This is a genomic window from Alcanivorax sp. VBW004, assembly GCF_009718865.1.
GTDB lineage: Bacteria > Pseudomonadota > Gammaproteobacteria > Pseudomonadales > Alcanivoracaceae > Alcanivorax.
Genome location: NZ_WNHC01000001.1, coordinates 2,752,416 through 2,772,821, shown reverse-complemented (window position 1 = coordinate 2,772,821; position 20,406 = coordinate 2,752,416). Strand labels below are relative to the sequence as shown.

The following is a 20,406-nucleotide window of genomic DNA, read 5'->3' as shown; positions in this document are numbered from 1 at the left end:
CGTTCACACATTCTGCCTCAGGCCAGAGACAAAACCTAGAAACCGCGTCACATAATGTCAGTAAGTATCCATTACAGATAGTCTTTTAGCAACTTCTCGACTATTTTCACCGCGTTCAATGCAGCCCCCCAACGGACATTATCGGCAACGCTAAAATAGCTCAACGCCCCGCCCGCTTCCATCTCTTCACGGACCCGGGAAAGTCGCATTACAGGCTCACCTTCCACCATGGCCACTGGGGACATGGCTTGCGGATCATCACTGTCCTGCACCGACATATCGCCACCGTCATCCCACAAGGCATGGCATTGCGCTGCCGACAGCCCCTGCATGCTACGTACGGTGACACTCTGCCCATATCCATAAAAAACCGGCACACGCACCGTGGTGACCTGGATGGACAGGGGCTGATCCGCCAGAATACGGCGGGTTTCCAGCATCAACTTAAGCTCTTCGCTGGTGAAGCCGTTTTCCTGAATCTGACCACTCACCGGCAGCACATTGAAGGCGATTTGCGCCTGAGCCGCCTCACTGGGAGACAGGCCATTGAGCAGCCGCACGCTTTGCTGGGCCAGCTGATCCACCCCGGCCTTGCCGGTGGCGGATGCCGCCTGGAACTGGGTAACCACCACATCCTGCAGGGGCCCCAGTTCGGTCAGCGGTTTCAAGGCGCGCAGCAACTGAACCGTGGAGGCATCAGCGCAGGCCACCAGGTTTTGCTCCCGGGCCTGGGCCAACATCTCGTCGTTCACATCGGCCACCACCAACGGAATGTCCGCCTCATAACGGTAGGCCGGTGACAGATCCACCACCACCGCGCCGGACTCTGCCGCAGCCGGCGCCAGGGCCTGGCTCACCGACGCTCCCGCCGCAAACAACGCCACTTCCACCTGGGAGAAATCGAAATCCTCGGCGGTGCGCACTGTCAGGGTTTTGCCGGCAAACGCGATCTTGCTGCCGGCCCCATTTTCGGAAGCCAAAACAAAAAGCTCGCCGACCGGAAATTTCCGATCAGCGAGCAGTTTGATGATGGCCTCTCCGACCAGGCCGGTTGCACCGACGATGGCCAGATTGATAGACCGATCCATCACTTACCTCTATTTGACGCTTAGCGCTCGAGAAGAATTCGCAGCATACGGCGCAGCGGTTCAGCCGCACCCCACAGTAGCTGGTCACCCACGGTAAAGGCATTGAGGAACTCGCCGCCCATGTTCAGCTTGCGCAGACGGCCCACAGGAATCCCCAGGGTACCGGTCACGGCAGTGGGCGTGAGATCCCGCAGCGTGTCTTCCTTGGTGTTCGGCACCACTTTCACCCAGTCGTTGGACTTGGCAATGATGTCGTTCACTTCGTCCATGGGCACATCACGGTTGAGCTTCACGGTCAACGCCTGGGCATGGCAACGCATGGCACCAATACGGACACAGGTGCCATCCAGGGCAATCGGGTTGCCGCTGCGGCCGAGAATCTTGTTGGTCTCTGCCTGGGCTTTCCACTCTTCCTTGCTCTGACCGTTCTCCATTTCCTTGTCGATCCAGGGCAACAGGGAACCGGCCAGCGGGAAGCCGAAGTGCTCACGGGGCATGGCATCGCTGCGCATGCTTGCCGCCACCTGGCGATCGATATCCAGAATGGCACTGGCCGGGTCGGCCAATTTGTCGGAAACATCGCCGTGAATCTTACCCATCTGGGCAATCAGCTCACGCATGTTCTGTGCACCAGAGCCGGACGCGGCCTGGTAGGTCTGGGCGCTCGCCCACTCCACCAGCCCTTCATTGAACAATCCACCCAACGCCATCAGCATCAGGCTTACCGTGCAGTTACCACCCACAAAGTCCTTGGTGCCACTGTCCAGGGCCGAATCCACCACGGAACGGTTCACCGGGTCCAGCACGATGACGCTGTTGTCCTGCATGCGCAGCGTGGATGCTGCATCAATCCAGTAGCCATCCCAGCCCGCTTCACGCAGCTTGGGGTAGACCTCGCTGGTGTAATCGCCACCCTGACAGGTCACGATCACGTCCAGCGCTTTCAGTTCATCAATATTCTTGGCATCGCCCAGGGCCGGAATATCCTTGCCCACGTCCGGGCCAGCCTGTCCAACCTGGGAGGTCGAGAAAAAGACCGGTTCGATATCTGCAAAATCATTTTCGGCAGTCATGCGCTCCATCAGTACGGAACCCACCATGCCACGCCAGCCGACAAAACCGACTTTCTTCATTAGAAACTGTCTCCTGAAAGGGTTGCCCTTTCTATCAGTGAATCAATGCGCGTGTTGCGCCTGTGCGTCATGCCTCAGTCATGCTTGTGACAAAGCATCGGCAACGGCGCTGCCCATTTCTTCGGTGCCCACTTTGCGAGTGCCCTCGGTGTAGATATCCGCAGTACGAAGCCCCTGATCAAGAACACGCTCTACAGCGGCTTCAATGGCATCAGCCACATCACCACGCTCCAGGCTGTAACGCATCAGCATGGCCAGCGACATAATGGTCGCCAGCGGGTTGGCGATGCCCTGGCCGGCAATGTCCGGTGCCGAGCCGTGGCAGGGTTCGTACAAGCCCTTGCGATTTTCATCCAGTGACGCGGAGGGCAACATTCCGATGGAGCCGGTGAGCATGGCGGCTTCATCGGAGAGAATGTCACCAAACAAATTGCCGGTGACAATCACATCAAACTGTTTCGGCGCACGCACCAGTTGCATGGCCGCGTTGTCCACATACATGTGTGACAACTCGATCTCCGGGTAGGCCTTTGCCTCCTCGGTGACCACTTCTTTCCAGAGCTCGGTGACTTCCAGCACGTTGGCCTTGTCCACCGACAACACGCGCTTGTCACGTTTCATGGCCAATTCAAAGGCCACTTTCGCAATCCGGCGCATTTCCGACTCGGTGTAGACATAGGTGTTGAAGCCTACACGCTCGCCGTTTTCTTCCTTGATACCGCGAGGCTGACCGAAATAGATGCCACCGGTCAGCTCGCGCACAATCAGGATATCCAGCCCGGATACCACTTCCGGCTTCAGGCTCGATGCATCCGCCAATTGCGGAAACAGAATCGCCGGGCGCAGGTTGGCAAACAGGCCCAGCGACGAGCGCAAACGCAACAGGCCACGCTCGGGGCGCTTGTCGCGTTCGATGGTGTCCCATTTCGGACCGCCAATGGAGCCGAACAAAATAGCGTCTGCGGCACGGGCTTTTTCCAGCGTACCTTCCGGAAGCGGGTCATTTTCCGCATCCACCGCTGCGCCCCCGACCAGGGCCTCATCCAACTCCACTTCGAGCCCGAACTTCTGCTTGGCCACGTTCAGCACCTTGACCGCTTCTTTCACGATCTCCGGGCCAATACCGTCACCGGGCAACACCAACACCTTGCTCATTACTGCTTCCTGTCTACTACCGCCCTTGCGGGCTATTAAAAGTCTTTGGTTACCAGAACATCATCCGGCGCGGACGCCTTTACCAGCTCCAGGGTGTAATCTTTCTTGCCCTCAGCGGCACTGATGCGAACCTGATAGATGCCACCTTGCGCGAAGTTGTGGCGGAACTTGCCGAAACGAAGAATGCCCGCCTGGTCGGCAAACACTTCCACCGAGTGCTTACCGGCTTCAATCTGCACACTCTGCGCGCCCGCTTGCTCAGTAATGCGCTCGCCATCCACCTTGAACAGGGATGCCTTGGCTTCGCTACTGGTAGGCATCTGCCAGCCAGCGTCTTCGCCCTGCGCTGTCGGGGCCGACAGCTGGTTATCCACACTCAGCGTGGCCGCCTGCTCCCCGGTGGGGGCGTCGTACATGCCCGTGGATGCACAGCCAGACAGCATCAATACCGAAACCAGCGACAGCGAAAGTAAACGCAACATACAACCTCCTTGGTTATTCTTTTAATGGTCGGCAAAAACCCAGGGCTCGCGTTCCATGCGACCTTTTTCATAGGCACGAATCGCTTCCGCTTCATTCAGGGTCAGGCCAATTTCGTCCAGACCATTCAGCAGGCAGTGCTTGCGGAACTCATCAATCTCGAAAGGCAGCGGCGCCCCGGTTTCGGGAATCACCTGCTGGCCCTCCAGATCAATAGTGATCCGGTAGCCTTCCTTGTCATCAACAGCCTGAAACAGGGCTTCCACGTTATCTTCCGACAACACAATGGGCAATAACCCGTTCTTGAAACAGTTGTTGTAGAAGATATCGGCAAAGCTCGGGGCGATGATCGCCTTGAAGCCGAAATCCATCAACGCCCAGGGCGCATGCTCACGGCTGGAGCCACAACCGAAGTTGCGCCGGGTGATCAGAACACTGGCTCCCTGATAGGCGGGCAAATTCAGCACAAAGTCTTTATTCAGCGGGCGGGAGCTGTTGTCCTGGCCCGGAAAGCCTTCGTCCAGATAACGCCATTCGTCAAACAAATTGGGCCCGAAACCGGTCCGTTTGATGGACTTGAGAAACTGCTTCGGGATGATCTGGTCGGTGTCCACATTGGCACGATCAAGCGGGGCAACCAGACCATCATGACGCACAAACTTTTCCATGGTGTTGCTCCTTATGCCTGATCGAGTTCGCGAATATCAACGAAATGGCCTGCCACCGCCGCTGCTGCTGCCATGGCCGGGCTCACCAGATGCGTACGGCCGCCATTACCCTGGCGCCCCTCGAAGTTACGGTTCGAGGTGGAAGCGCAGTGCTCGCCGGCTTCCAGCCGGTCCGGGTTCATGGCCAGACACATGGAACAACCCGGTTCACGCCATTCAAAGCCTGCCGCCACAAAGACCTTGTCCAGGCCTTCTTTCTCCGCCTGCTGCTTGACCAGGCCAGAGCCCGGCACCACCAACACCTGCTTGACGCTACCGGCCTTCTGGCGGCCCTTGGCCACTTCCGCCGCCGCCCGCAAGTCTTCGATGCGCGAGTTGGTGCAGGAGCCGATAAAGACACGGTCCACCTTGATATCCGTCACCGGCATTCCCGGTGTCAGGCCCATGTACTCATAAGCGCGGGCCATGCCAGAACGTTTGACTTCATCGCTTTCCGCCGCCGGGTCCGGCAGATTGGCATCCACCGGCACAACCATTTCCGGGCTGGTCCCCCAGGACACCTGAGGCTTGATGTCCGCCGCATCAATGTTGACCTCTTCATCGAAGCGGGCATCGGCATCAGAGACCAGCGTACGCCAGTAAGCTTCTGCCTTGTCCCAATCCGCGCCCTTGGGGGCAAACGGGCGGCCTTTCACATAATCGATGGTCACATCATCCACTGCCACCATGCCCGCGCGGGCGCCGGCTTCGATGGCCATGTTGCAGACTGTCATGCGCCCTTCCATGCTCAAGCTGCGCATGGCACTGCCAGCAAATTCAAGCGCATACCCGGTACCGCCAGCGGTGCCAATCACGCCGATGATATGCAGCACCACGTCTTTCGCGGTGACGCCGGGGCCAAGCTCACCCTCAACAGAGACGCGCATATTGTTCATTTTCTTGGCCACCAGCGTCTGGGTCGCCAATACATGCTCTACCTCACTGGTACCAATACCGTGGGCCAGGCAGGCCAAGGCACCGTTGGTGGAGGTGTGGGAGTCACCACAGACGACGGTCATGCCGGGCACCACAGCACCCTGTTCCGGCGCCATCACATGCACAATGCCCTGGCGCACATCGCCAATCCCGAATTCGGTGATCCCGAATTCACGGGTATTGTCTTGCAGGGTCTGCACCTGAATCCGCGAGGTGTCATCGGCGATGTCGGCGGCACTCTTGAACGGCGTGGTCGGCACGTTGTGATCAATGGTGGCCACACTGGCACTGGTCCGCCACGGCTGACGGCCCGCCAGACGCAGACCTTCAAACGCCTGGGGCGAGGTCACCTCATGGATGATCTGGCGATCAATATAGATCAGCGCAGAGCCATCTTCGCGCTGGGTAACGAGGTGGGCTTCCCACAATTTGTCATAGAGGGTCTTGCCTGCCATGCCTTTCTCCTGAACCGTAGCGTAGTGCCGCAGCGTATTGTCACAACTATGGCTGGTTTATCACTGGTAATTAATGTAGAACTACGCCATCAATAAATCCAATTCATATTTTTCATTTTTAAGATAACCAATTATTATCCTCCGTACCGACACTGTGGATGCCCCGGGAATGATCGACACCCCAACGCTAACCGCCTTTATGGCCGTTGCCGAAACCGGCTCATTTTCTGCCGCGGCTGAGCGCCTGTACATCACTCAGCCTGCCATCAGCAAACGGATTGCCCTGCTGGAACAACAGCTTGAAGCCCGCCTGTTTGACCGTGTAGGCCGCCAGATCCAGCTAACTGAAGCCGGCCGCTCACTGCTGCCGCGTGCACGCCAGGTACTGATGGACGTGGAAGACATGGCCCGCGCCATTCACGATTTATCCGGGGAAGTGGGCGGTAAATTGCGAATCGGCACCAGCCACCATATTGGACTGCACAGATTGCCACCGGTTCTGCGCCAGTTTTCCCGGGATTACCCCCTGGTGAAGCTCGACATTCATTTCATTGATTCCGAGGAAGCCTGGGAAGGTGTTCTGCACGGGGAACTGGAAATGGGGGTGGTCACCCTGCCCCCGCAGCCGGATGAGCGTTTGCACAGCGAAGTCATCTGGAACGACCCGCTGGTGTTCATGTGCGCACCGGAACACCCGCTGGCAAAGCAGGAAAACCTGACACTGGAAGCCTTCACCGATCACAGCGCTATCCTGCCATCACCTGTCACGTTTACTCGCGGCATCGTGGAGCGGCTGTTCGATGAGCACAACCTGAAGTTGGATATCGCCATGTCCACCAACTATCTGGAAACCATTCACATGATGGTGTCCATCGGTCTGGGCTGGAGCGTATTGCCCGCCACCATGGTGGATCGGGGAATGGTGCAGCTGCCTGTGGACGCGCCATTGCCCCAGCGCCAGCTGGGTGTCGTCACGCACCCGGCCCGCAGCCAGTCCAACGCGGCAAAAGCCTTTTTGCGTGCCCTGCGCAGCCAGATTATCTAAACAAAAGGCAGGCGGCTGACCCCAGCCGCTACCGGGGCGACCGGGTAGCACCACCGACAATCAAAAGCGAAGCCGCTACCGCCGCCACCACCGACGCCACGAAAAACAGCAACACGCCCCATTGCTCCCACAACAACCCCGACAAGCCCGCTCCGGCCGCCCAACCGGCCCCAAAACCCAGGCTGGAGTACAGCGCCTGCCCCTGACCCGCCAGTGCTTCCCCAAACTGACGGTGCACCCAGGCAATACTGGCGGCATGGAAACTGCCAAAACTGGCCGCATGCAGCAGCTGAGCCAGCGCCAACAGCCACAGGGAATCGCCAGCGACGCCAATCATCAGCCAGCGCAGCGATGCCAGCAGCAAGCTGGCCACCAGAAGCCAGGGAATATGAAAGCGTGCCAGCAGGCGATGCATGATCAGGAACAACCCGACTTCCGCCACGACGCCCAGGGACCACAACAAACCGACAATGAACTTGCTGAAGCCCAGAGCTTCCAGGTAGATGCTGTAAAAGGTGTAGTACGGCCCGTGGGACAGCTGCATCAGGAAAGCCGCCACCAGAAACAGACTTACCGCCGGGCGACACAGAATCTGCCATACCGATGCCCCCTGCCCCCCAGCTTGCGCTCGCGGTGCATTGCCCGCGGGCAGGGTCAGCGTTCCCAGCCAGAGTAGCCACAACAGGCCGCTGAGCACCCAGGGCAGCACCCCCGTGCCCACCCGGTCGAGAACTTCGCCGAGCACCAACACCGCCACAATAAAGCCCACCGACCCCCACAACCGCACATGGCTGTAGCGGTGTGACTGGCGACCCAGAGATTGCAGTGTGAGCACTTCGAACTGTGCCAATACCGCGTTCCAGAAGAAGCTGAAAGACACCAGCAGCGCGGCCATGGACCAAAACGTATCCACCCAGAACACGGGCAGGAATACGATGGCCGCCAGCAGGTTGCCGGCACGAATAATGCGCAAACGCTGACCGCTACGATCAGCCAGCCAGCCCCACAGATTCGGAGCGCCGATTTTGGTGAGCTGGGGAATGGCCATCAGAGCGCCGATGGCAGCCGCACTGAAGCCCAGATCTTTCAGGTACAGAGACCAGTACGGCACCAGCGTGCCAAGCAGACCGAAGTAAAAAAAGTAGAAGCCGGAAAGGCGCCAATAATAGGGCATGAAAGAGGAACCTTGCTCTTGGCTGAAAGCCTGACGCCTGACTCTAAGCAGCGTAAGTGACGCAGCCAAGCCGCTAAGCACAACGCTCTATCTTTGTCAGGCATCCAGCATCTGGCGTCAGGCGTTACTTACCCCGGAATCGGCGCAAACGGCGGCACCACATCCCCATTCTGACCCCGGTGGCGCAGATAATGATCCATCAGCACGATAGCCAGCATGGCTTCGGCAATGGGCGTAGCACGGACCCCGACACAAGGATCATGGCGCCCCTTGGTCACCACCTCGGCAGCTTCACCGTCCAGCCCGATACTCTTGCCGGGAATCAGAATGCTGGAAGTGGGCTTGAGCGCCATGGCCACGCGAACGGTCTGCCCGGAGCTGATGCCACCCAGCACGCCGCCCGCATGGTTACTCAAAAAACCCTCCGGGGTCATTTCATCGCGATGCTGCTCGCCGCGCTGATTCACCACGGCAAAGCCGTCGCCGACTTCCACCCCTTTCACTGCATTGATGGACATCATTGCCTTGGCCAGATCCGCGTCAATGCGATCAAAAACCGGCTCGCCCCAACCGGGCGGCACGCCATCGGCAAACACTTCCACGCGGGCACCGATGGAAGAGCCGTCCTTGCGCAGTGCATTGATCAGGTCTTCCAGGGCCGGCACCTTGCTCTCATCCGGGAAGAAGAACGGGTTCTTGTTCACCGCCGACCAGTCACAGGACTCGGCCTTCACATCACCAATCTGGGTGCAGCCACCATAGATACGAATGCCCAGGCGCTGCTCCAGGAATTTGCGGGCAATGGCGCCGCCGGCCACGCGCATGGCCGTTTCCCGGGCAGAGGAACGTCCGCCGCCGCGATAATCACGGAAACCGTATTTCTGGGTGTAGGTGTAATCCGCATGGCCAGGACGGAAAGTGCCGGCGATGTTGGAGTAATCCTTGGATTTCTGGTCGGTATTCTCGATCAGCAAGCCAATGGAAGTGCCCGTAGTCTTGCCTTCGAACACCCCGGAGAGAATTTTCACCTGATCCGGTTCACGCCGTTGGGTGGTATAGCGGCTGGTGCCCGGCTTACGGCGGTCCAGTTCAACCTGCAGGTCCGCTTCACTGATTTCCAGGCCCGGGGGGCAGCCGTCCACGATAGCGCCCAGGGCGGGGCCATGACTTTCACCGAAAGTGGTAATGCGAAAACGCTCACCGAAACTGTTACCGGACATGCTGCCCCTCTTGAAAAATTAATAAAATCAATCTATTACAAAAAAAATCCGTCAAATCACTTCAGACTGGCAAAGGCTCTTGCCGCATCGCTGACTCAATCAGCCAGGAGATCGTCACGGTATTCTAGCAGCTGCGCGCGGGTAAGCATGAACACCCCGTGCCCGCCTCGCTCGAATTCGAACCAGAAGAACGGCACCTGGGGCCAGGTCTGCAACATGGCTTCCCAACTGTTGCCCACTTCCACGATCAGCACACCCTCTTCAGTCAGCTGATCCGGTGCATCCAGTAACAGCTTGCGCGTGAAATCGAGGCCGTCATCACCGGATGCCAACGCCAGCTCTGGCTCATGGCGGTACTCGTCCGGCAAACTCGCCATATCCTGGGCATCCACATAGGGCGGGTTGGAGACGATCAGGTCGTAGGGGCCATCCACCGCGGCCAGCCCATCGGATTGTAGCGCCCGCACCTGCTCCGCAAGCCCGTGGCGCTGAATATTTTCCTCACATACCGCCAGTGCCTCAGCGCTGATATCACTGCCATCCACCTGGGCATGCTCAAACGCGTAGGCACAGGCAATCGCGATACAGCCACTACCGGTACACAGGTCCAGCACCCGATGCACTCGCTCAGGATCGACCCAGGGCGTAAAGGACTGCTCAATCAGCTCAGCCAACGGCGAACGCGGTATCAACACCCGCTCATCCACATAGAACGGCAGGCCACAAAACCAGGCTTCATGGGTCAGATAAGGAACCGGGACCCGGTCATTCACCCGCTTCACCAGCTGACTCAGATACCCACTAATTTCAGAGGGCAGTAAACGGGCATCGAGAATCCGGGGATCACTCTGCAGCGGCAACGCCAGCTGATGCATCAACAGGGCCAGGGCTTCATCCCAGGGATCATCATTGCCATGCCCAAAGAACACCCCGCCACTGCGCAGCATGCTTTCCCCAAAACGCAGACAGTCACGGACTGTTTGCAGGGTGGCCATGGCCTCATTCTGTTGTTGCGAACTGATCACGCATCCACCTCCACCGACAACACGCACTGACAACTGCGCCGATCACCCTTGATCCTGCACCGTTGACGAACACCAGTAAAAAGAAGCGCTGAAGATTAGCACAGAATCGGTTATAAAAGCCTGTCACGCTTGCAGTAAAAGGACAGCAATGAGCGCGGTTACGGTAACGCAGGAGGGCCCCTTCGCCCTGGTCGAGCTAAAGAAAGGCACCCAGGTGGACATGCGCGTTCAATTGTCCATTTACCGGCAACGGCTGCGCCTGTTCAATCAGCACCAGCAGCGTAAACAGCTCACCATTTACGTCGGCCATATCAAGGGGCTGGATTACACCGCCGCCCGCTACTCCTGTGGCGAGGATTTTGCGCAAATTACCGAAGCCAAGGCGATGGTGCTGGAAAGCGTACTCAACCGGACCTATGCCAATATGATGCTGAAGCTTAACAAACCGGCCTTTCCCGTTTACATTTGTGGCAGCATCAGCCAGGCCAAGGAGTGCCTTCTCAAACATCACCCACAGGAGTGAGCACTATCTGGTTATTAAAAACGGAACCGGATGCCTTCAGCATCGATGATCTGCGCAACTGCAAAAACGCCACCAGCGGCTGGGATGGCGTGCGCAATTATCAAGCACGCAACCGGCTTCGCGATGAAATGAAAGCCGGCGATACCGTGCTGATTTATCATTCCAGCTGCGCGGTCCCCGCCATTGTTGGCGAAGCCCACGTCACCAGCGCCCCCTACCCCGATCCGACCCAGTTTGATCCTGCTGCGGATGGCTATGACCCACGCAGCACCCGCGAAATGCCCCGCTGGTATCAGGCCGATATACAGTTTGCCTGCCACTACCCGCAGCCCTTGACGCTGAAGCAGATCAAGCACCACCCCGAATTTGCCGACATGGAGCTTGTGGTGCGGCCTCGCCTGTCGGTACAGAAAGTGTCCGAGCGGCAGCTCCAGCTCATCCGGCAGATGGGTCAGCCCGTGGATGCCACCGCATAGGGCGCGTTGCGCACCACAAAAACTCCCAGCACCACAACAGGGCATTCATTAAGACAAAAGAACTACAAACCCCCTGATTCCGTCGGCTTTACGCGCTGGCACAGCGGTTGCAATCCCTTCTCACAACCAATGACGAATGGGATTCACCGCTATGCTGTTGCGACGCTATCACTGGCTTTCTCTGCTGATTCTTCCCGAGTTCGCCAACGCCGATACCCTGACTGCCACCGATACCGTCTGGATTGCCATCGCTGCGGCGCTGGTGTTCTTCATGCAGGCGGGTTTTGCACTGCTTGAGAGCGGGCTGAGCCGGGCAAAAAACTCACTGAACGTGGTCATGAAGAACTACATGGACCTGTGTGTTGGCACTCTGGTGTTCTGGGCCGTGGGCTTCGGGCTGATGTTCGGCACCAGCAGCAATGGCTGGTTCGGGCAGGATCAGTTCATGCTCAACCAGGCTGACGCCAGCACCTGGGCCATGCTCCTGTTCCAGATCATGTTCGCCGCTACCGCCGCCACCATCGCCTCCGGGGCCATGGCGGAACGCACCCGCTACGTGGGTTATTTGTGCGGTGCAGTGGTGATTACCGGCCTTATCTACCCGCTGTTCGGCAACTGGGCCTGGAACAGCAATGGCTGGCTCGCCCAGATGGGCTTTATTGATTTCGCCGGCTCCACGGTGGTCCACAGTATCGGCGGTTGGTGCGCACTGGCCGGTATTATGGTGGTAGGCCCGCGACTCGGCCGTTTCGACAGCCAGGGCAAACCACGCACCATTCCCGGCCATAACCTTTCCTATGTGGCATTGGGCGGCTTCATACTCTGGTTCGGCTGGTTTGGCTTCAACGGGGGCTCCACCCTCTCTGCCAGCGTGGATATCGCCAAGGTGAATCTGAATACCCAGCTGGCCGCCGCAGCCGGTGCCGTGGGCAGCGTTATCTACCGGATGGTAAGTCGCCGCCCGGTATTACTGACAGAAACCGTGAATGGCAGCCTGGCGGGGCTGGTGGCGGTGACCGCTGGCTGTGCCGTCATGGCACCCGGCTTTGCCGTCATCACCGGCCTGGTGGCCGGCGCGCTGGCGGCTTTCGGCGCCCGCATTCTGCTCGCCTTCCGCCTGGATGACGTGGTCGGCGCCGTCCCTGTGCATGCCTTCGCCGGTGCCTGGGGCACCCTGGCTGCCGGGCTGTTCTACGACGGCGACCTGTTCAACGGCCAGCGCGTGATGGTGCAACTGCTGGGAGTAATCGTGGCATTCGGCTGGGCATTCTTCACCGCGCTGATCATGTACATGCTGGTATCCATTCTGGCAGGCCTGCGAGCACCGGCTCTGCACGAACAACGGGGGCTGGACCTCAGCGAGCACGCCGAAACCGGCTACCCGGAATTCCCCCAGAACACGCTCTACAACAGTGACACCTACAACGCAGACAAGGCCCGCGGGCAGGAGCTGCGTCCATGAGCCCAGCGCCCATCAACCAAAGCGTCCAGCGTCGACGACGCGCTATCGTCACCGGCCTGGCGCCCTACATGAATGAGCCGGTACTGCTGGAGGCGATCAGCCACTGGCAGCTGCATTACGCGGAACGACCGAGCTTTTCCCTGCAAGGCTTTGTCAGCGACCTATGCCGCCTGTTCGACCTTGGCGAGCGGCGCCACCATATTCACATGAGTTTGGTGCAAGCGATGACGCTGTCCGACAGCGAACTTGCCGCCGATCCATTGGCCAACAGCAACGACAGCCACACTGAAGCGCACCCGTGCACCCATGCGTTTCAGTGCCTGCTCCAGGCCCTGTGGCAGAGGCTTGGCAAACGGGCAGCCACCCAGTTACAGCTGGATATGGGGGCACAACTGCGCCAGCGCAGTGTTAGCGCCGAAACCCGACTGACCATGGAATACTGGCTGCAATCACCGGACAAATCACTCAGCCCCCTGCCCCTGGCCAGCTTGCGTGACCAACTGAACCGCACCTATGTCCTGTTATGCGAACAGCTGGGGCCTGTCGAGGCAGACCAGCAACTCAAGGCCGCTTACCAGGCAACGCTGGCCCGGCTGGATGACAAGGAGGCCCTGCAAACCTTGATGTAGTTCTGCCCCGCTGTGCACAGAGACAGGATCAGGTACTCTCAGGAATGGAATAAGTAAAGGCACGGGTGGCCATTGATGGCCACCAGGGGGAGACAGTGAAATTACACCACCAGATATTCATTGCCATGTTGGCCGGCGCACTGGCAGGCAGTTTCACCGCCGAATCCAGCACGCTGTTCGGGCTACCTGTGCTCAGTGGTTACGATCTGGTGGGAACCCTGTTTATCAATGCCTTGAAAATGGTCGTCATCCCGCTGATTGTGACGGCCATTATCAACGGCATGGTGGGCGTCGGCGATGGGCAGAATCTGGGGCGGATGGGCCTGAAAACCGTGGCCCTGTACATGACCACCACCCTGGTAGCCGTGCTGATCGGCCTCACCGTGGTCAATCTGTTCAGCCCCGGTATTATCAATGATCAGCCCGCCCGGGAGTTACTCGGCCTGGCCACGGAAACCGAGGATGCGCTGGCTAAAATCGAAGGCCGTGGGGCCGGCGATTTCACCGATATCCTCCGCCAGATGCTGCCGCCCAATCTGATAGCGGCGGCAGCCAACGGCCAAATGCTGGGGCTGATCGTCTTTTCGCTACTGTTCGGATTTTTCTTGCGTACCGAGCGCTCGCCCTCCGGCCAGAGCCTGCGCAACATTATCGACGGCATCTACCAGGTAGTGATGAAAATCACCATGCTGGTGATCCGCTTCACCCCGCTGGGCGTGTTTGCCCTGATCGCGGCCACGGTAACCCGCACCGGCATGGATGCCATCGAGCCACTCGCCTGGTTCTTCCTCACCGTACTGGTAGCGCTGGGCCTGCATGCTTTTGTTTTCATGCCGATCCTGATTGCCCTGGCAACCAAGCGCTCACCGCTTCGCCATATCCAGGCCATGATACCCGCGCTGCTCACCGCGTTTTCTTCCGCCAGTTCGGCCGCAACGCTGCCTCTGACCATGGAATGTGTGCAGAAACGCTCCGGGGTATCGACGCGCACCAGTAGCTTCGTGCTGCCATTGGGCGCCACCGTCAACATGGACGGGACCGCCCTGTATGAGTGTGTAGCGGCCATGTTCATTGCTCAGGCCTACGGCCTGGACCTGTCGCTGACCACCCAGTTCATGATCGTGATCACCGCCCTGCTCACCTCCATCGGTGTGGCCAGCATTCCCGCTGCGTCGCTGGTGGCAATTACGGTGATTCTTGGCGCCATCGGCCTGCCGGCAGAAGCCATCGGCCTGATTCTGGTCACCGACCGCGTGCTGGATATGTGCCGCACTGCGGTCAACGTCTGGGGCGACAGCGTGGTTACCGTGGTGCTGGCACGGAGTGAGGGGGAAGAACAGGTGTTGTCGCTACCGGTCTCCGAGATGGAAACGGTAACGACAACAGCCGGACATGCGGACCGAGATGCAACAGCCAGTGAACAGTCTTAGAATGCGTGTGCAGACCCGCTATTATCCCAGTCGCGCTTGATGGCAACAGCAGCACTGCCAATAACAGGTACCATGCAGGCAAACGCCAGCATTGCGGAAAACAGGTTTTCACCGTTGTTTTCAAGGCCTGCCACGAGAAAAACCGTTACGGCAACCGCAATCATCAGGGCCAGGGTATCTTTGAACAAACGTGAGAATAAAGTCATAACAATTGCTCCCTTTAATGCTTTGTGTGAACACATGTTAACTTTATAATTCTCCAAGTCAACACCTGTTCACAACATTATTTTTGCTTTGCTTCTCGCATATGGAGACACGTTGAAACAATCGCCCACCCTCCTTATCACCCGCGGCTGCAGCCCACTCGGCCAGGCCCTGGCCCGGGCGGCCGCCGGCCACTACCGGGTTGCCATCGCCAGTGACGACACACGCACCGGCAGTGCGCTGTGCCGCAGCCTGCATGAAGACGGCCATGAAGCCCTCTTCATCGAAACAACCACGGGGAATGCTCAGGATATTCAACGGGGTATAAATCGGGTTCTGCGCCGCTGGCAGCAGCTGGACGTGATCATCAACCTGCCTGGAAACCTGCTGGTAGGGCCTTTTGAAGCCATCCAGGAACAGCAGTGGCAAGCGCTGGCCAGCAAGCAGAAAATGCACGTCGTGCACAACTGCCAAAGCGCCCTGACGGCCATGAAGAAACAGGGAAACGGGAGAATTATTAATGTGGTGCCCGATTGCGGTTTACTGGCCGGGCCACTGACATCAGCAAGCAGCAGCACCTACGCAGGCATTGTCGCCCTCACCGAAAGCCTGAACAGCGAACTGGCCAACAGCCCGGTCAACGCCACCCTTATTGCACTGCCCCTTTACCGGGAGCTATCTGTACAGCTGGATGCCACGGACCCGCTCAGCCAGGCCCGCTTTGAACGCAAGATTCGTGACAGCCTGGATACTGCGCTGTCTCTGAGTGCCGATATTATGGCCATGCTGGACAAGCCCGAGAGCGCAACCCTGCATCTTCCCTCGGCGCCTACCCGAGCGCACTGGCGTCTTAAACGCTGGTTCAGAAAACGCTGGGATAACAAAATGCAGCAACGCGGACAGCGCTATCGCCGCCGGGAACCCGAGCCATAAACCGGACCAGGCGCAGGCTGCTCACAAAAGCCTTGGCACCACGATAACAGGCCCTAGGCAAAGGTTTCCACGTAGCGCAGCGTATGCCGGTAATCCCCCGCCAGCGCATCATCAATTTTCGGTGCGACCAGCGATACCAGTTTTTTACCCACCAGCGGCACCGAACTGCTTATTTCCACTTCGGTGTGCTGAACCGCTTCCTTGTCATCCCCGGTGAGCACCATGACGCCACTGATTTTCATGGGGACGTTGCCCAATTCAAACCGGTACTCGGCCTGATAGCGACCAGCCTGTGTGGTGGGAGTCCAGAGAAACTCTGTCAGTAAATCGGCGCTTTCCGGCAAGAAACGGCGTGCCATGGACGGCACCTTGTCTGTGCGTATTTCGATGGGCTGGATCAGCTGAATCAGCTTTCCCCGCGGGGTATCCTCAAAGGCCCCAAAACGGTAATTGTCCACCTTGCCCCACTCGTAGCGGGTCTCATAAAACGCTTTGCTCGTCAGGATTTCGTAAAGCCGGTCCACACCGATGGGGTACTGGCGGTCAACCATCACTTTCATACTGTCTCCTGCCCTGAGGCCACCCGCTTCATCAACTGTAACAGCGGTGCCAGCTGGCGTTTCAAATCCGGCAAGGCACTGACAACGGGACGGGATTTCCCCGCACGCAACAGCGCCAATGCCTGTTCAATCGTTAATATGGGGGCCGCGTCATCCACCGACAAGGTGGTGTCAGCATCATCACTGAGTACCGCACCCGGCCCCAGGGTACGGGCCTGTTTCAACTGTTCATCCAGCGTCAGTTGTACCTGACGCGGCGTCAATCCCGCATGAGCGGCCGGGGTCTGGATAATCACGGTCAGAGGCAAACGCTGCACCTTGCCACGGAACTGGAAGGCCAGCTTTTCGCTGACTTTCAATGCCCGTTCCACAAACCGTTTGGCACCCGCCGGGCCGGCACTGGGTAGCAACACAGTAAATTGCGCCACGCTGCTGCGTGCCAGGGAGTCCTCCTTGCGGATCACCCCACGCAGTGATTGCGCAAGCTTCAACAGCACCATATCCGTTCGCTTTTTACCAAGCTGTACGAAAAGTTGATTGAATTGGTAAATCTCCAGTTGCACGACGGATAGCTTGTACTGCTGACGCGCGGCCAATGCCAGCTCCTGGCGCAAGCGGTGCTCCAGGTAACGGCGGTTGCCAAGCCGGGTCAGCGGGTCAATCATTGCCTGCTTGGCCAGTTCCTTGCGCTCGTTCTGGTAATTGGCATGGGCTCTGGCCCGGGCCAGCAAATCCGTGGAATTAAACGGCTTGCTGATAAAATCCGTTCCCCCCAGGCGCAGTGCTTCAGCGCGGGCCTCTTCATCATTTTCCGCACCGGTGACAATGATTACCGGCAAGCCAGCGATACCTTCATCTTCGCTGGTGCGAATTTTTTTCAGCAATGCAAAGCCATCCATCTCCGGCATGGCCAGGTCAGAGAACACCACACTGATGGACGGGTTGTTGGTAATCATGGTCCAGGCCTGGAGACCATTTTCAGCCACCTCGACACGAAACTCGCCACCAAGCATCTTGTCTGCCGCCAGGCGCATTACCTTGGAGTCATCCACAAACAGCAGTAAGGGTTTAGGCGCCTTATCCATGATTGCCGGTTTCCTTTTCCAAAAGCGCCAGCGCACCCTGCGGCCCGGGCTCACGCCCGCGCACATAGCCATAAAGCCGTGACCGGCGCTGACAGAAGTCCCCCCGCACAATAGCAGGCAAATAGTGTTCGTTGAGAAGGTGTCCAGGCCGGGCTGCCATGCAGTAAACCGTACCTGCGGTGCTATCAAGATGGGAAAGGATGCCCAACTGGGCGAGGTAATCGCGTCCGTTGGCAAAGTGCTCCACATACGGCACCGGGTGCCCCGCTGCCAAAGTCAGTTGCGGATCGATATCCAGGCTGTCAGCCACGCCGCCGATGCAATACAGCTCCAGCTTCTTGACCAGAGGGCGGGTACTGGGATGGCGCAACAGTTTGCGAACGATGTAGCTGGCAACAATGGAACCTTGAGAGTGGCACACCAGCACAACGCGATCATTGTTTTCCAGTGCATCCACCAGAATGTGCATTGCCGGCCGTGACAACTTGCCATCCTTGCGCAGTGTTCTGGCGGTAATCGATTCAGCTACATCACGCAACAGCCCCCAGGTCGGGGTGTGGATCAAATGCACGGGGCGCCCGAACAAGCGGGCGATTTCCGACGCATTCAGTAGCGCCACCGGCCCCGCGGTTCCCATTCCATTAATGAAAAACCAGCGACTGCGCGTGTTCTCACGCACCGCACGGGGCGGGTGACACACCAGCGTGCCCTGACTGATGGATTCCCGGGTAGCAGGAACCAGCAGTTGCAGCAAGGAAAGCAGGGCTTCACCACGACTGGAATAGGACGACCAGGAAAGTTCGGAACGAATACCAGGCTCATCCCCTGCCGGCATGACCATGCGGGGAATGTCGGTGAGGTGATTCAGGCTGAGGCGCAGATCCCGACGGATGGCGGAACGGTTATCTATGATGTGGCGTAACCACTGCCGGGGACGGTGCAACATCTTCCTGCCCTGCCTTTCTGTTCTGTTTTTCTTATGTACCGAGCGTGTGTGTCTGCGCTCATGTCGGAGAATGCGCCCGGGGAGGCACTAACGCCGTCGACACACGACAATACGACAATACGACACAGTACGACGAAATCAGCAGATCAAGAATAGCAGGAAATCAGCAAAGAGAGATCACAGAAGTGCAAAGCCAGGGAAAAATCCAGTGAATGGTCAGCGCTTTTGCTTCACCGCACCCTGCGTAACGCTGCCTGCGGCCCGTCGTTTACAAACCGCAGGCAAAGCCGGTCAAACGAAGTACATCAACAACCATTCAGCGGCCAGCGCAGGTTTGTCTTCACCTTCAATATCGACCGTAAAGGCAAACTTGAGCAACCACTGCCCTTCCCGTTTCTCGGTGGTTTCCAGCAAGGTAGCACGCGCACGAATACGCTTGCCTTCTTTCACCGGGGCCATGAATCTCAGCTTGTCGAAGCCATAATTCATCGCCATTTTCATGCCTTTTGGCATCAGGAAATCGTCGATGGATGCCTGTAGATACGGTAGCAGTGACAAGGTCAGGTAACCGTGGGCGATGGTGGTGCCAAACGGTGTACTGCGCGCTTGCTCCGGGTCCACGTGGATGAACTGGTGATCCAGAGTGGCATCAGCAAAGGCATTGATGCGCTCCTGATCGATCTGAAACCAGTCTGAAGTACCCAATTCCTTGCCAACGTAATCGGCCAATCCTGCCACTTCAACCACTTTCATTATACTGCTCCCCTGACGGAATCTGTCTCGATTTCTTCCGAGGATAACCGCACAGCTTCACAGCACCATGACCGATTAAAACCGGATCAATGCGTACCCTGGTGGTTTTGGTCAGTCTTCAATGATTGCATCCGTGGCGCAAAGAAAATCGTTAATGCTGGCGGCTACGCTTTCCGGTGCTTCCATGTGCAAATGATGGCGCCCTGGCAATCGCACAATCGAAGCGCCCTCCAGCCAGCCCAACCGGTGATCGAACATGCCATTCCCTCCCATGCCCTGCTCGCCAATGATCAGACAGGTCGGCGCCTTGATGGCACGTATAAAGCCTTCGACCTGTTCTTCGGTCAGGCGCAAAAAAGAGGTGAGCCGCAGGCGGCTGTCCGCCCGCCAGGTCCACCCCCCTTCCACCGGCATCAAGCCCCGCTCGCTCAGGAGCGCAGAGGCTTCATGGTTCAAACCACCAAACCCTTTAGTACGCGCCTCAATCGCATCATCGACACGGGCATACACCGGCTTGCGCTTCCCGGCCAGGGAAGCAGAATCATCCAGCGCTTTACGCAGGTTGGTAGCCACATCCTTGCCATCAGTGCTGGGCGGCCCCAACCCTTCAATCAGCACTAATCGGGATACCCGTTCCGGGCAGGCCGCCGCGAACAGGCAGGCAATGCCCGCTCCCATGGAGTGCCCCATCAGGGTAAAACGCTCCCAGCCCAACTGGTCCACCACGGCCAGCACATCACGAACGTGATCCACCAAATGGGTGACCACACCATCAGGACGGTGGTCGGAATGGCCATGGCCGGATACGTCCAGCGCCAGCAACGGCCGTTTCAGGTAGGTCGATAGTGGCGAGAATGAGGCCGCGTTATCCAACCAGCCATGCAAGGCCAGAACGGGCTCAGCGGTGCCACCGTCGTCACGGCCCGGCCATTCGAGCGCGCTGAGCGTCTGGCCGTAGACACTGAATTTTCGTTCGATGGCGTCCAT

The 20,406-nt window shown here is 58.3% G+C and carries 22 protein-coding genes; 7 read left to right on the top strand and 15 right to left on the bottom strand.

Going from position 1 to position 20,406, the window contains the following annotated elements:
- Window positions 1-71: 71 nt before the first annotated feature.
- The 6 genes from F1529_RS12610 to leuC form a co-directional block, all read right to left on the bottom strand.
- A complete protein-coding gene (locus tag F1529_RS12610; RefSeq protein ID WP_155135216.1) occupies window positions 72-1,088 on the bottom strand; it encodes an aspartate-semialdehyde dehydrogenase in 1,017 nt (338 codons plus the stop codon).
- Window positions 1,089-1,108: 20 nt separating this feature from the next.
- The gene (gene asd, locus F1529_RS12605; RefSeq protein ID WP_007150277.1) at window positions 1,109-2,221 is read right to left on the bottom strand and encodes an aspartate-semialdehyde dehydrogenase; all 1,113 of its coding nucleotides are present in this window, start codon (window positions 2,219-2,221) and stop codon (window positions 1,109-1,111) included.
- Between the two features lie 78 nt (window positions 2,222-2,299).
- Window positions 2,300-3,376, bottom strand: a complete 1,077-nt coding sequence (leuB, locus tag F1529_RS12600) for a 3-isopropylmalate dehydrogenase (RefSeq protein ID WP_007151605.1) — start codon at window positions 3,374-3,376, stop codon at window positions 2,300-2,302.
- Window positions 3,377-3,411: 35 nt separating this feature from the next.
- The gene (locus F1529_RS12595; protein ID WP_007148799.1) at window positions 3,412-3,858 is read right to left on the bottom strand and encodes a hypothetical protein; all 447 of its coding nucleotides are present in this window, start codon (window positions 3,856-3,858) and stop codon (window positions 3,412-3,414) included.
- Between the two features lie 21 nt (window positions 3,859-3,879).
- Window positions 3,880-4,524 (bottom strand): 3-isopropylmalate dehydratase small subunit, encoded by a 645-nt coding sequence (leuD, locus tag F1529_RS12590; protein WP_155135214.1) that lies wholly within the window; start codon window positions 4,522-4,524, stop codon window positions 3,880-3,882.
- 11 nt (window positions 4,525-4,535) lie between these two features.
- Window positions 4,536-5,954 carry a 3-isopropylmalate dehydratase large subunit gene (leuC, locus tag F1529_RS12585; RefSeq protein WP_155135212.1) on the bottom strand — a complete coding sequence of 473 codons (1,419 nt, stop codon included), beginning with the start codon at window positions 5,952-5,954 and terminating at the stop codon, window positions 4,536-4,538.
- A 169-nt stretch (window positions 5,955-6,123) separates the two neighbouring features.
- Between leuC and F1529_RS12580 the strand changes: the two genes are divergently transcribed.
- A complete protein-coding gene (locus F1529_RS12580; protein ID WP_007150235.1) occupies window positions 6,124-6,999 on the top strand; it encodes a LysR family transcriptional regulator in 876 nt (291 codons plus the stop codon).
- Window positions 7,000-7,027: 28 nt separating this feature from the next.
- Here the strand turns inward: F1529_RS12580 and F1529_RS12575 are convergent, their stop codons facing one another.
- The 3 genes from F1529_RS12575 to prmB form a co-directional block, all read right to left on the bottom strand.
- Window positions 7,028-8,173 (bottom strand): MFS transporter, encoded by a 1,146-nt coding sequence (locus F1529_RS12575; RefSeq protein ID WP_155135210.1) that lies wholly within the window; start codon window positions 8,171-8,173, stop codon window positions 7,028-7,030.
- Between the two features lie 128 nt (window positions 8,174-8,301).
- Entirely contained in the window at window positions 8,302-9,393 is a 1,092-nt protein-coding gene (gene aroC / locus F1529_RS12570) for a chorismate synthase (RefSeq protein ID WP_007150886.1), read from the bottom strand.
- 95 nt (window positions 9,394-9,488) lie between these two features.
- A complete protein-coding gene (prmB, locus tag F1529_RS12565; protein WP_007148532.1) occupies window positions 9,489-10,418 on the bottom strand; it encodes a 50S ribosomal protein L3 N(5)-glutamine methyltransferase in 930 nt (309 codons plus the stop codon).
- A gap of 148 nt (window positions 10,419-10,566) precedes the next feature.
- Here prmB and F1529_RS12560 point away from each other — a divergent pair, with 148 nt between their 5' ends.
- The 5 genes from F1529_RS12560 (at window position 10,567) to F1529_RS12540 (ending at window position 14,938) form a co-directional block, all read left to right on the top strand.
- On the top strand, window positions 10,567-10,941 hold the full coding sequence (locus F1529_RS12560) for a hypothetical protein (RefSeq protein WP_007149949.1): 375 nt from the start codon (window positions 10,567-10,569) through the stop codon (window positions 10,939-10,941).
- Window positions 10,938-11,417 (top strand): EVE domain-containing protein, encoded by a 480-nt coding sequence (locus tag F1529_RS12555; RefSeq protein WP_370457015.1) that lies wholly within the window; start codon window positions 10,938-10,940, stop codon window positions 11,415-11,417. The genes F1529_RS12560 and F1529_RS12555 overlap by 4 nt, the downstream gene beginning before the upstream one ends.
- Before the next feature lie 136 nt (window positions 11,418-11,553).
- On the top strand, window positions 11,554-12,879 hold the full coding sequence (locus tag F1529_RS12550) for an ammonium transporter (protein ID WP_230457787.1): 1,326 nt from the start codon (window positions 11,554-11,556) through the stop codon (window positions 12,877-12,879).
- Window positions 12,876-13,508: a hypothetical protein gene (locus F1529_RS12545; protein WP_155135206.1), complete on the top strand. Its 633-nt coding sequence runs from the start codon at window positions 12,876-12,878 to the stop codon at window positions 13,506-13,508. The genes F1529_RS12550 and F1529_RS12545 overlap by 4 nt, the downstream gene beginning before the upstream one ends.
- A 95-nt stretch (window positions 13,509-13,603) precedes the next feature.
- Window positions 13,604-14,938, top strand: a complete 1,335-nt coding sequence (locus F1529_RS12540; protein WP_007148835.1) for a dicarboxylate/amino acid:cation symporter — start codon at window positions 13,604-13,606, stop codon at window positions 14,936-14,938.
- Here F1529_RS12540 and F1529_RS12535 read toward each other — a convergent pair.
- A complete protein-coding gene (locus tag F1529_RS12535; RefSeq protein ID WP_007150122.1) occupies window positions 14,935-15,144 on the bottom strand; it encodes a hypothetical protein in 210 nt (69 codons plus the stop codon). The genes F1529_RS12540 and F1529_RS12535 overlap by 4 nt on opposite strands.
- A gap of 112 nt (window positions 15,145-15,256) precedes the next feature.
- Here F1529_RS12535 and F1529_RS12530 point away from each other — a divergent pair, with 112 nt between their 5' ends.
- Window positions 15,257-16,075 carry an SDR family NAD(P)-dependent oxidoreductase gene (locus F1529_RS12530; RefSeq protein WP_155135204.1) on the top strand — a complete coding sequence of 273 codons (819 nt, stop codon included), beginning with the start codon at window positions 15,257-15,259 and terminating at the stop codon, window positions 16,073-16,075.
- Window positions 16,076-16,128: 53 nt separating this feature from the next.
- On the opposite strand, the gene F1529_RS12525 is transcribed toward F1529_RS12530, so the two are convergent.
- The 5 genes from F1529_RS12525 to F1529_RS12505 form a co-directional block, all read right to left on the bottom strand.
- A complete protein-coding gene (locus F1529_RS12525) occupies window positions 16,129-16,635 on the bottom strand; it encodes a DUF2505 domain-containing protein (protein ID WP_007151245.1) in 507 nt (168 codons plus the stop codon).
- Complete coding sequence (locus F1529_RS12520; protein WP_007150823.1) at window positions 16,632-17,720, bottom strand: diguanylate cyclase domain-containing protein; 1,089 nt, start codon at window positions 17,718-17,720, stop codon at window positions 16,632-16,634. Before F1529_RS12520 ends, F1529_RS12525 begins: the two co-directional genes overlap by 4 nt.
- Window positions 17,713-18,666, bottom strand: a complete 954-nt coding sequence (locus F1529_RS12515; protein ID WP_155135202.1) for a hypothetical protein — start codon at window positions 18,664-18,666, stop codon at window positions 17,713-17,715. Before F1529_RS12515 ends, F1529_RS12520 begins: the two co-directional genes overlap by 8 nt.
- Window positions 18,667-18,957: 291 nt before the next feature.
- Window positions 18,958-19,419 carry a MaoC family dehydratase gene (locus tag F1529_RS12510; protein WP_007149958.1) on the bottom strand — a complete coding sequence of 154 codons (462 nt, stop codon included), beginning with the start codon at window positions 19,417-19,419 and terminating at the stop codon, window positions 18,958-18,960.
- Between the two features lie 111 nt (window positions 19,420-19,530).
- Window positions 19,531-20,406, bottom strand: coding sequence for an alpha/beta fold hydrolase (locus F1529_RS12505; protein WP_007148549.1), 876 nt, complete (start codon window positions 20,404-20,406; stop codon window positions 19,531-19,533).

Excerpts from the sequence above, each read along its gene's own strand:
- F1529_RS12610 (WP_155135216.1), bottom strand. The coding sequence starts at position 1,088 with ATGGATCGGTCTATCAATCTGGCCATCGTCGGTGCAACCGGCCTGGTC.
- asd (WP_007150277.1), bottom strand. The coding sequence starts at position 2,221 with ATGAAGAAAGTCGGTTTTGTCGGCTGGCGTGGCATGGTGGGTTCCGTA.
- leuB (WP_007151605.1), bottom strand. The coding sequence starts at position 3,376 with ATGAGCAAGGTGTTGGTGTTGCCCGGTGACGGTATTGGCCCGGAGATC.
- F1529_RS12595 (WP_007148799.1), bottom strand. The coding sequence starts at position 3,858 with ATGTTGCGTTTACTTTCGCTGTCGCTGGTTTCGGTATTGATGCTGTCT.
- leuD (WP_155135214.1), bottom strand. The coding sequence starts at position 4,524 with ATGGAAAAGTTTGTGCGTCATGATGGTCTGGTTGCCCCGCTTGATCGT.
- leuC (WP_155135212.1), bottom strand. The coding sequence starts at position 5,954 with ATGGCAGGCAAGACCCTCTATGACAAATTGTGGGAAGCCCACCTCGTT.
- F1529_RS12580 (WP_007150235.1), top strand. The coding sequence starts at position 6,124 with ATGATCGACACCCCAACGCTAACCGCCTTTATGGCCGTTGCCGAAACC.
- F1529_RS12575 (WP_155135210.1), bottom strand. The coding sequence starts at position 8,173 with ATGCCCTATTATTGGCGCCTTTCCGGCTTCTACTTTTTTTACTTCGGT.
- aroC (WP_007150886.1), bottom strand. The coding sequence starts at position 9,393 with ATGTCCGGTAACAGTTTCGGTGAGCGTTTTCGCATTACCACTTTCGGT.
- F1529_RS12560 (WP_007149949.1), top strand. The coding sequence starts at position 10,567 with ATGAGCGCGGTTACGGTAACGCAGGAGGGCCCCTTCGCCCTGGTCGAG.
- F1529_RS12550 (WP_230457787.1), top strand. The coding sequence starts at position 11,554 with ATGGGATTCACCGCTATGCTGTTGCGACGCTATCACTGGCTTTCTCTG.
- F1529_RS12545 (WP_155135206.1), top strand. The coding sequence starts at position 12,876 with ATGAGCCCAGCGCCCATCAACCAAAGCGTCCAGCGTCGACGACGCGCT.
- F1529_RS12535 (WP_007150122.1), bottom strand. The coding sequence starts at position 15,144 with ATGACTTTATTCTCACGTTTGTTCAAAGATACCCTGGCCCTGATGATT.
- F1529_RS12525 (WP_007151245.1), bottom strand. The coding sequence starts at position 16,635 with ATGAAAGTGATGGTTGACCGCCAGTACCCCATCGGTGTGGACCGGCTT.
- F1529_RS12520 (WP_007150823.1), bottom strand. The coding sequence starts at position 17,720 with ATGGATAAGGCGCCTAAACCCTTACTGCTGTTTGTGGATGACTCCAAG.
- F1529_RS12515 (WP_155135202.1), bottom strand. The coding sequence starts at position 18,666 with ATGTTGCACCGTCCCCGGCAGTGGTTACGCCACATCATAGATAACCGT.
- F1529_RS12510 (WP_007149958.1), bottom strand. The coding sequence starts at position 19,419 with ATGAAAGTGGTTGAAGTGGCAGGATTGGCCGATTACGTTGGCAAGGAA.
- F1529_RS12505 (WP_007148549.1), bottom strand. The coding sequence starts at position 20,406 with ATGGACGCCATCGAACGAAAATTCAGTGTCTACGGCCAGACGCTCAGC.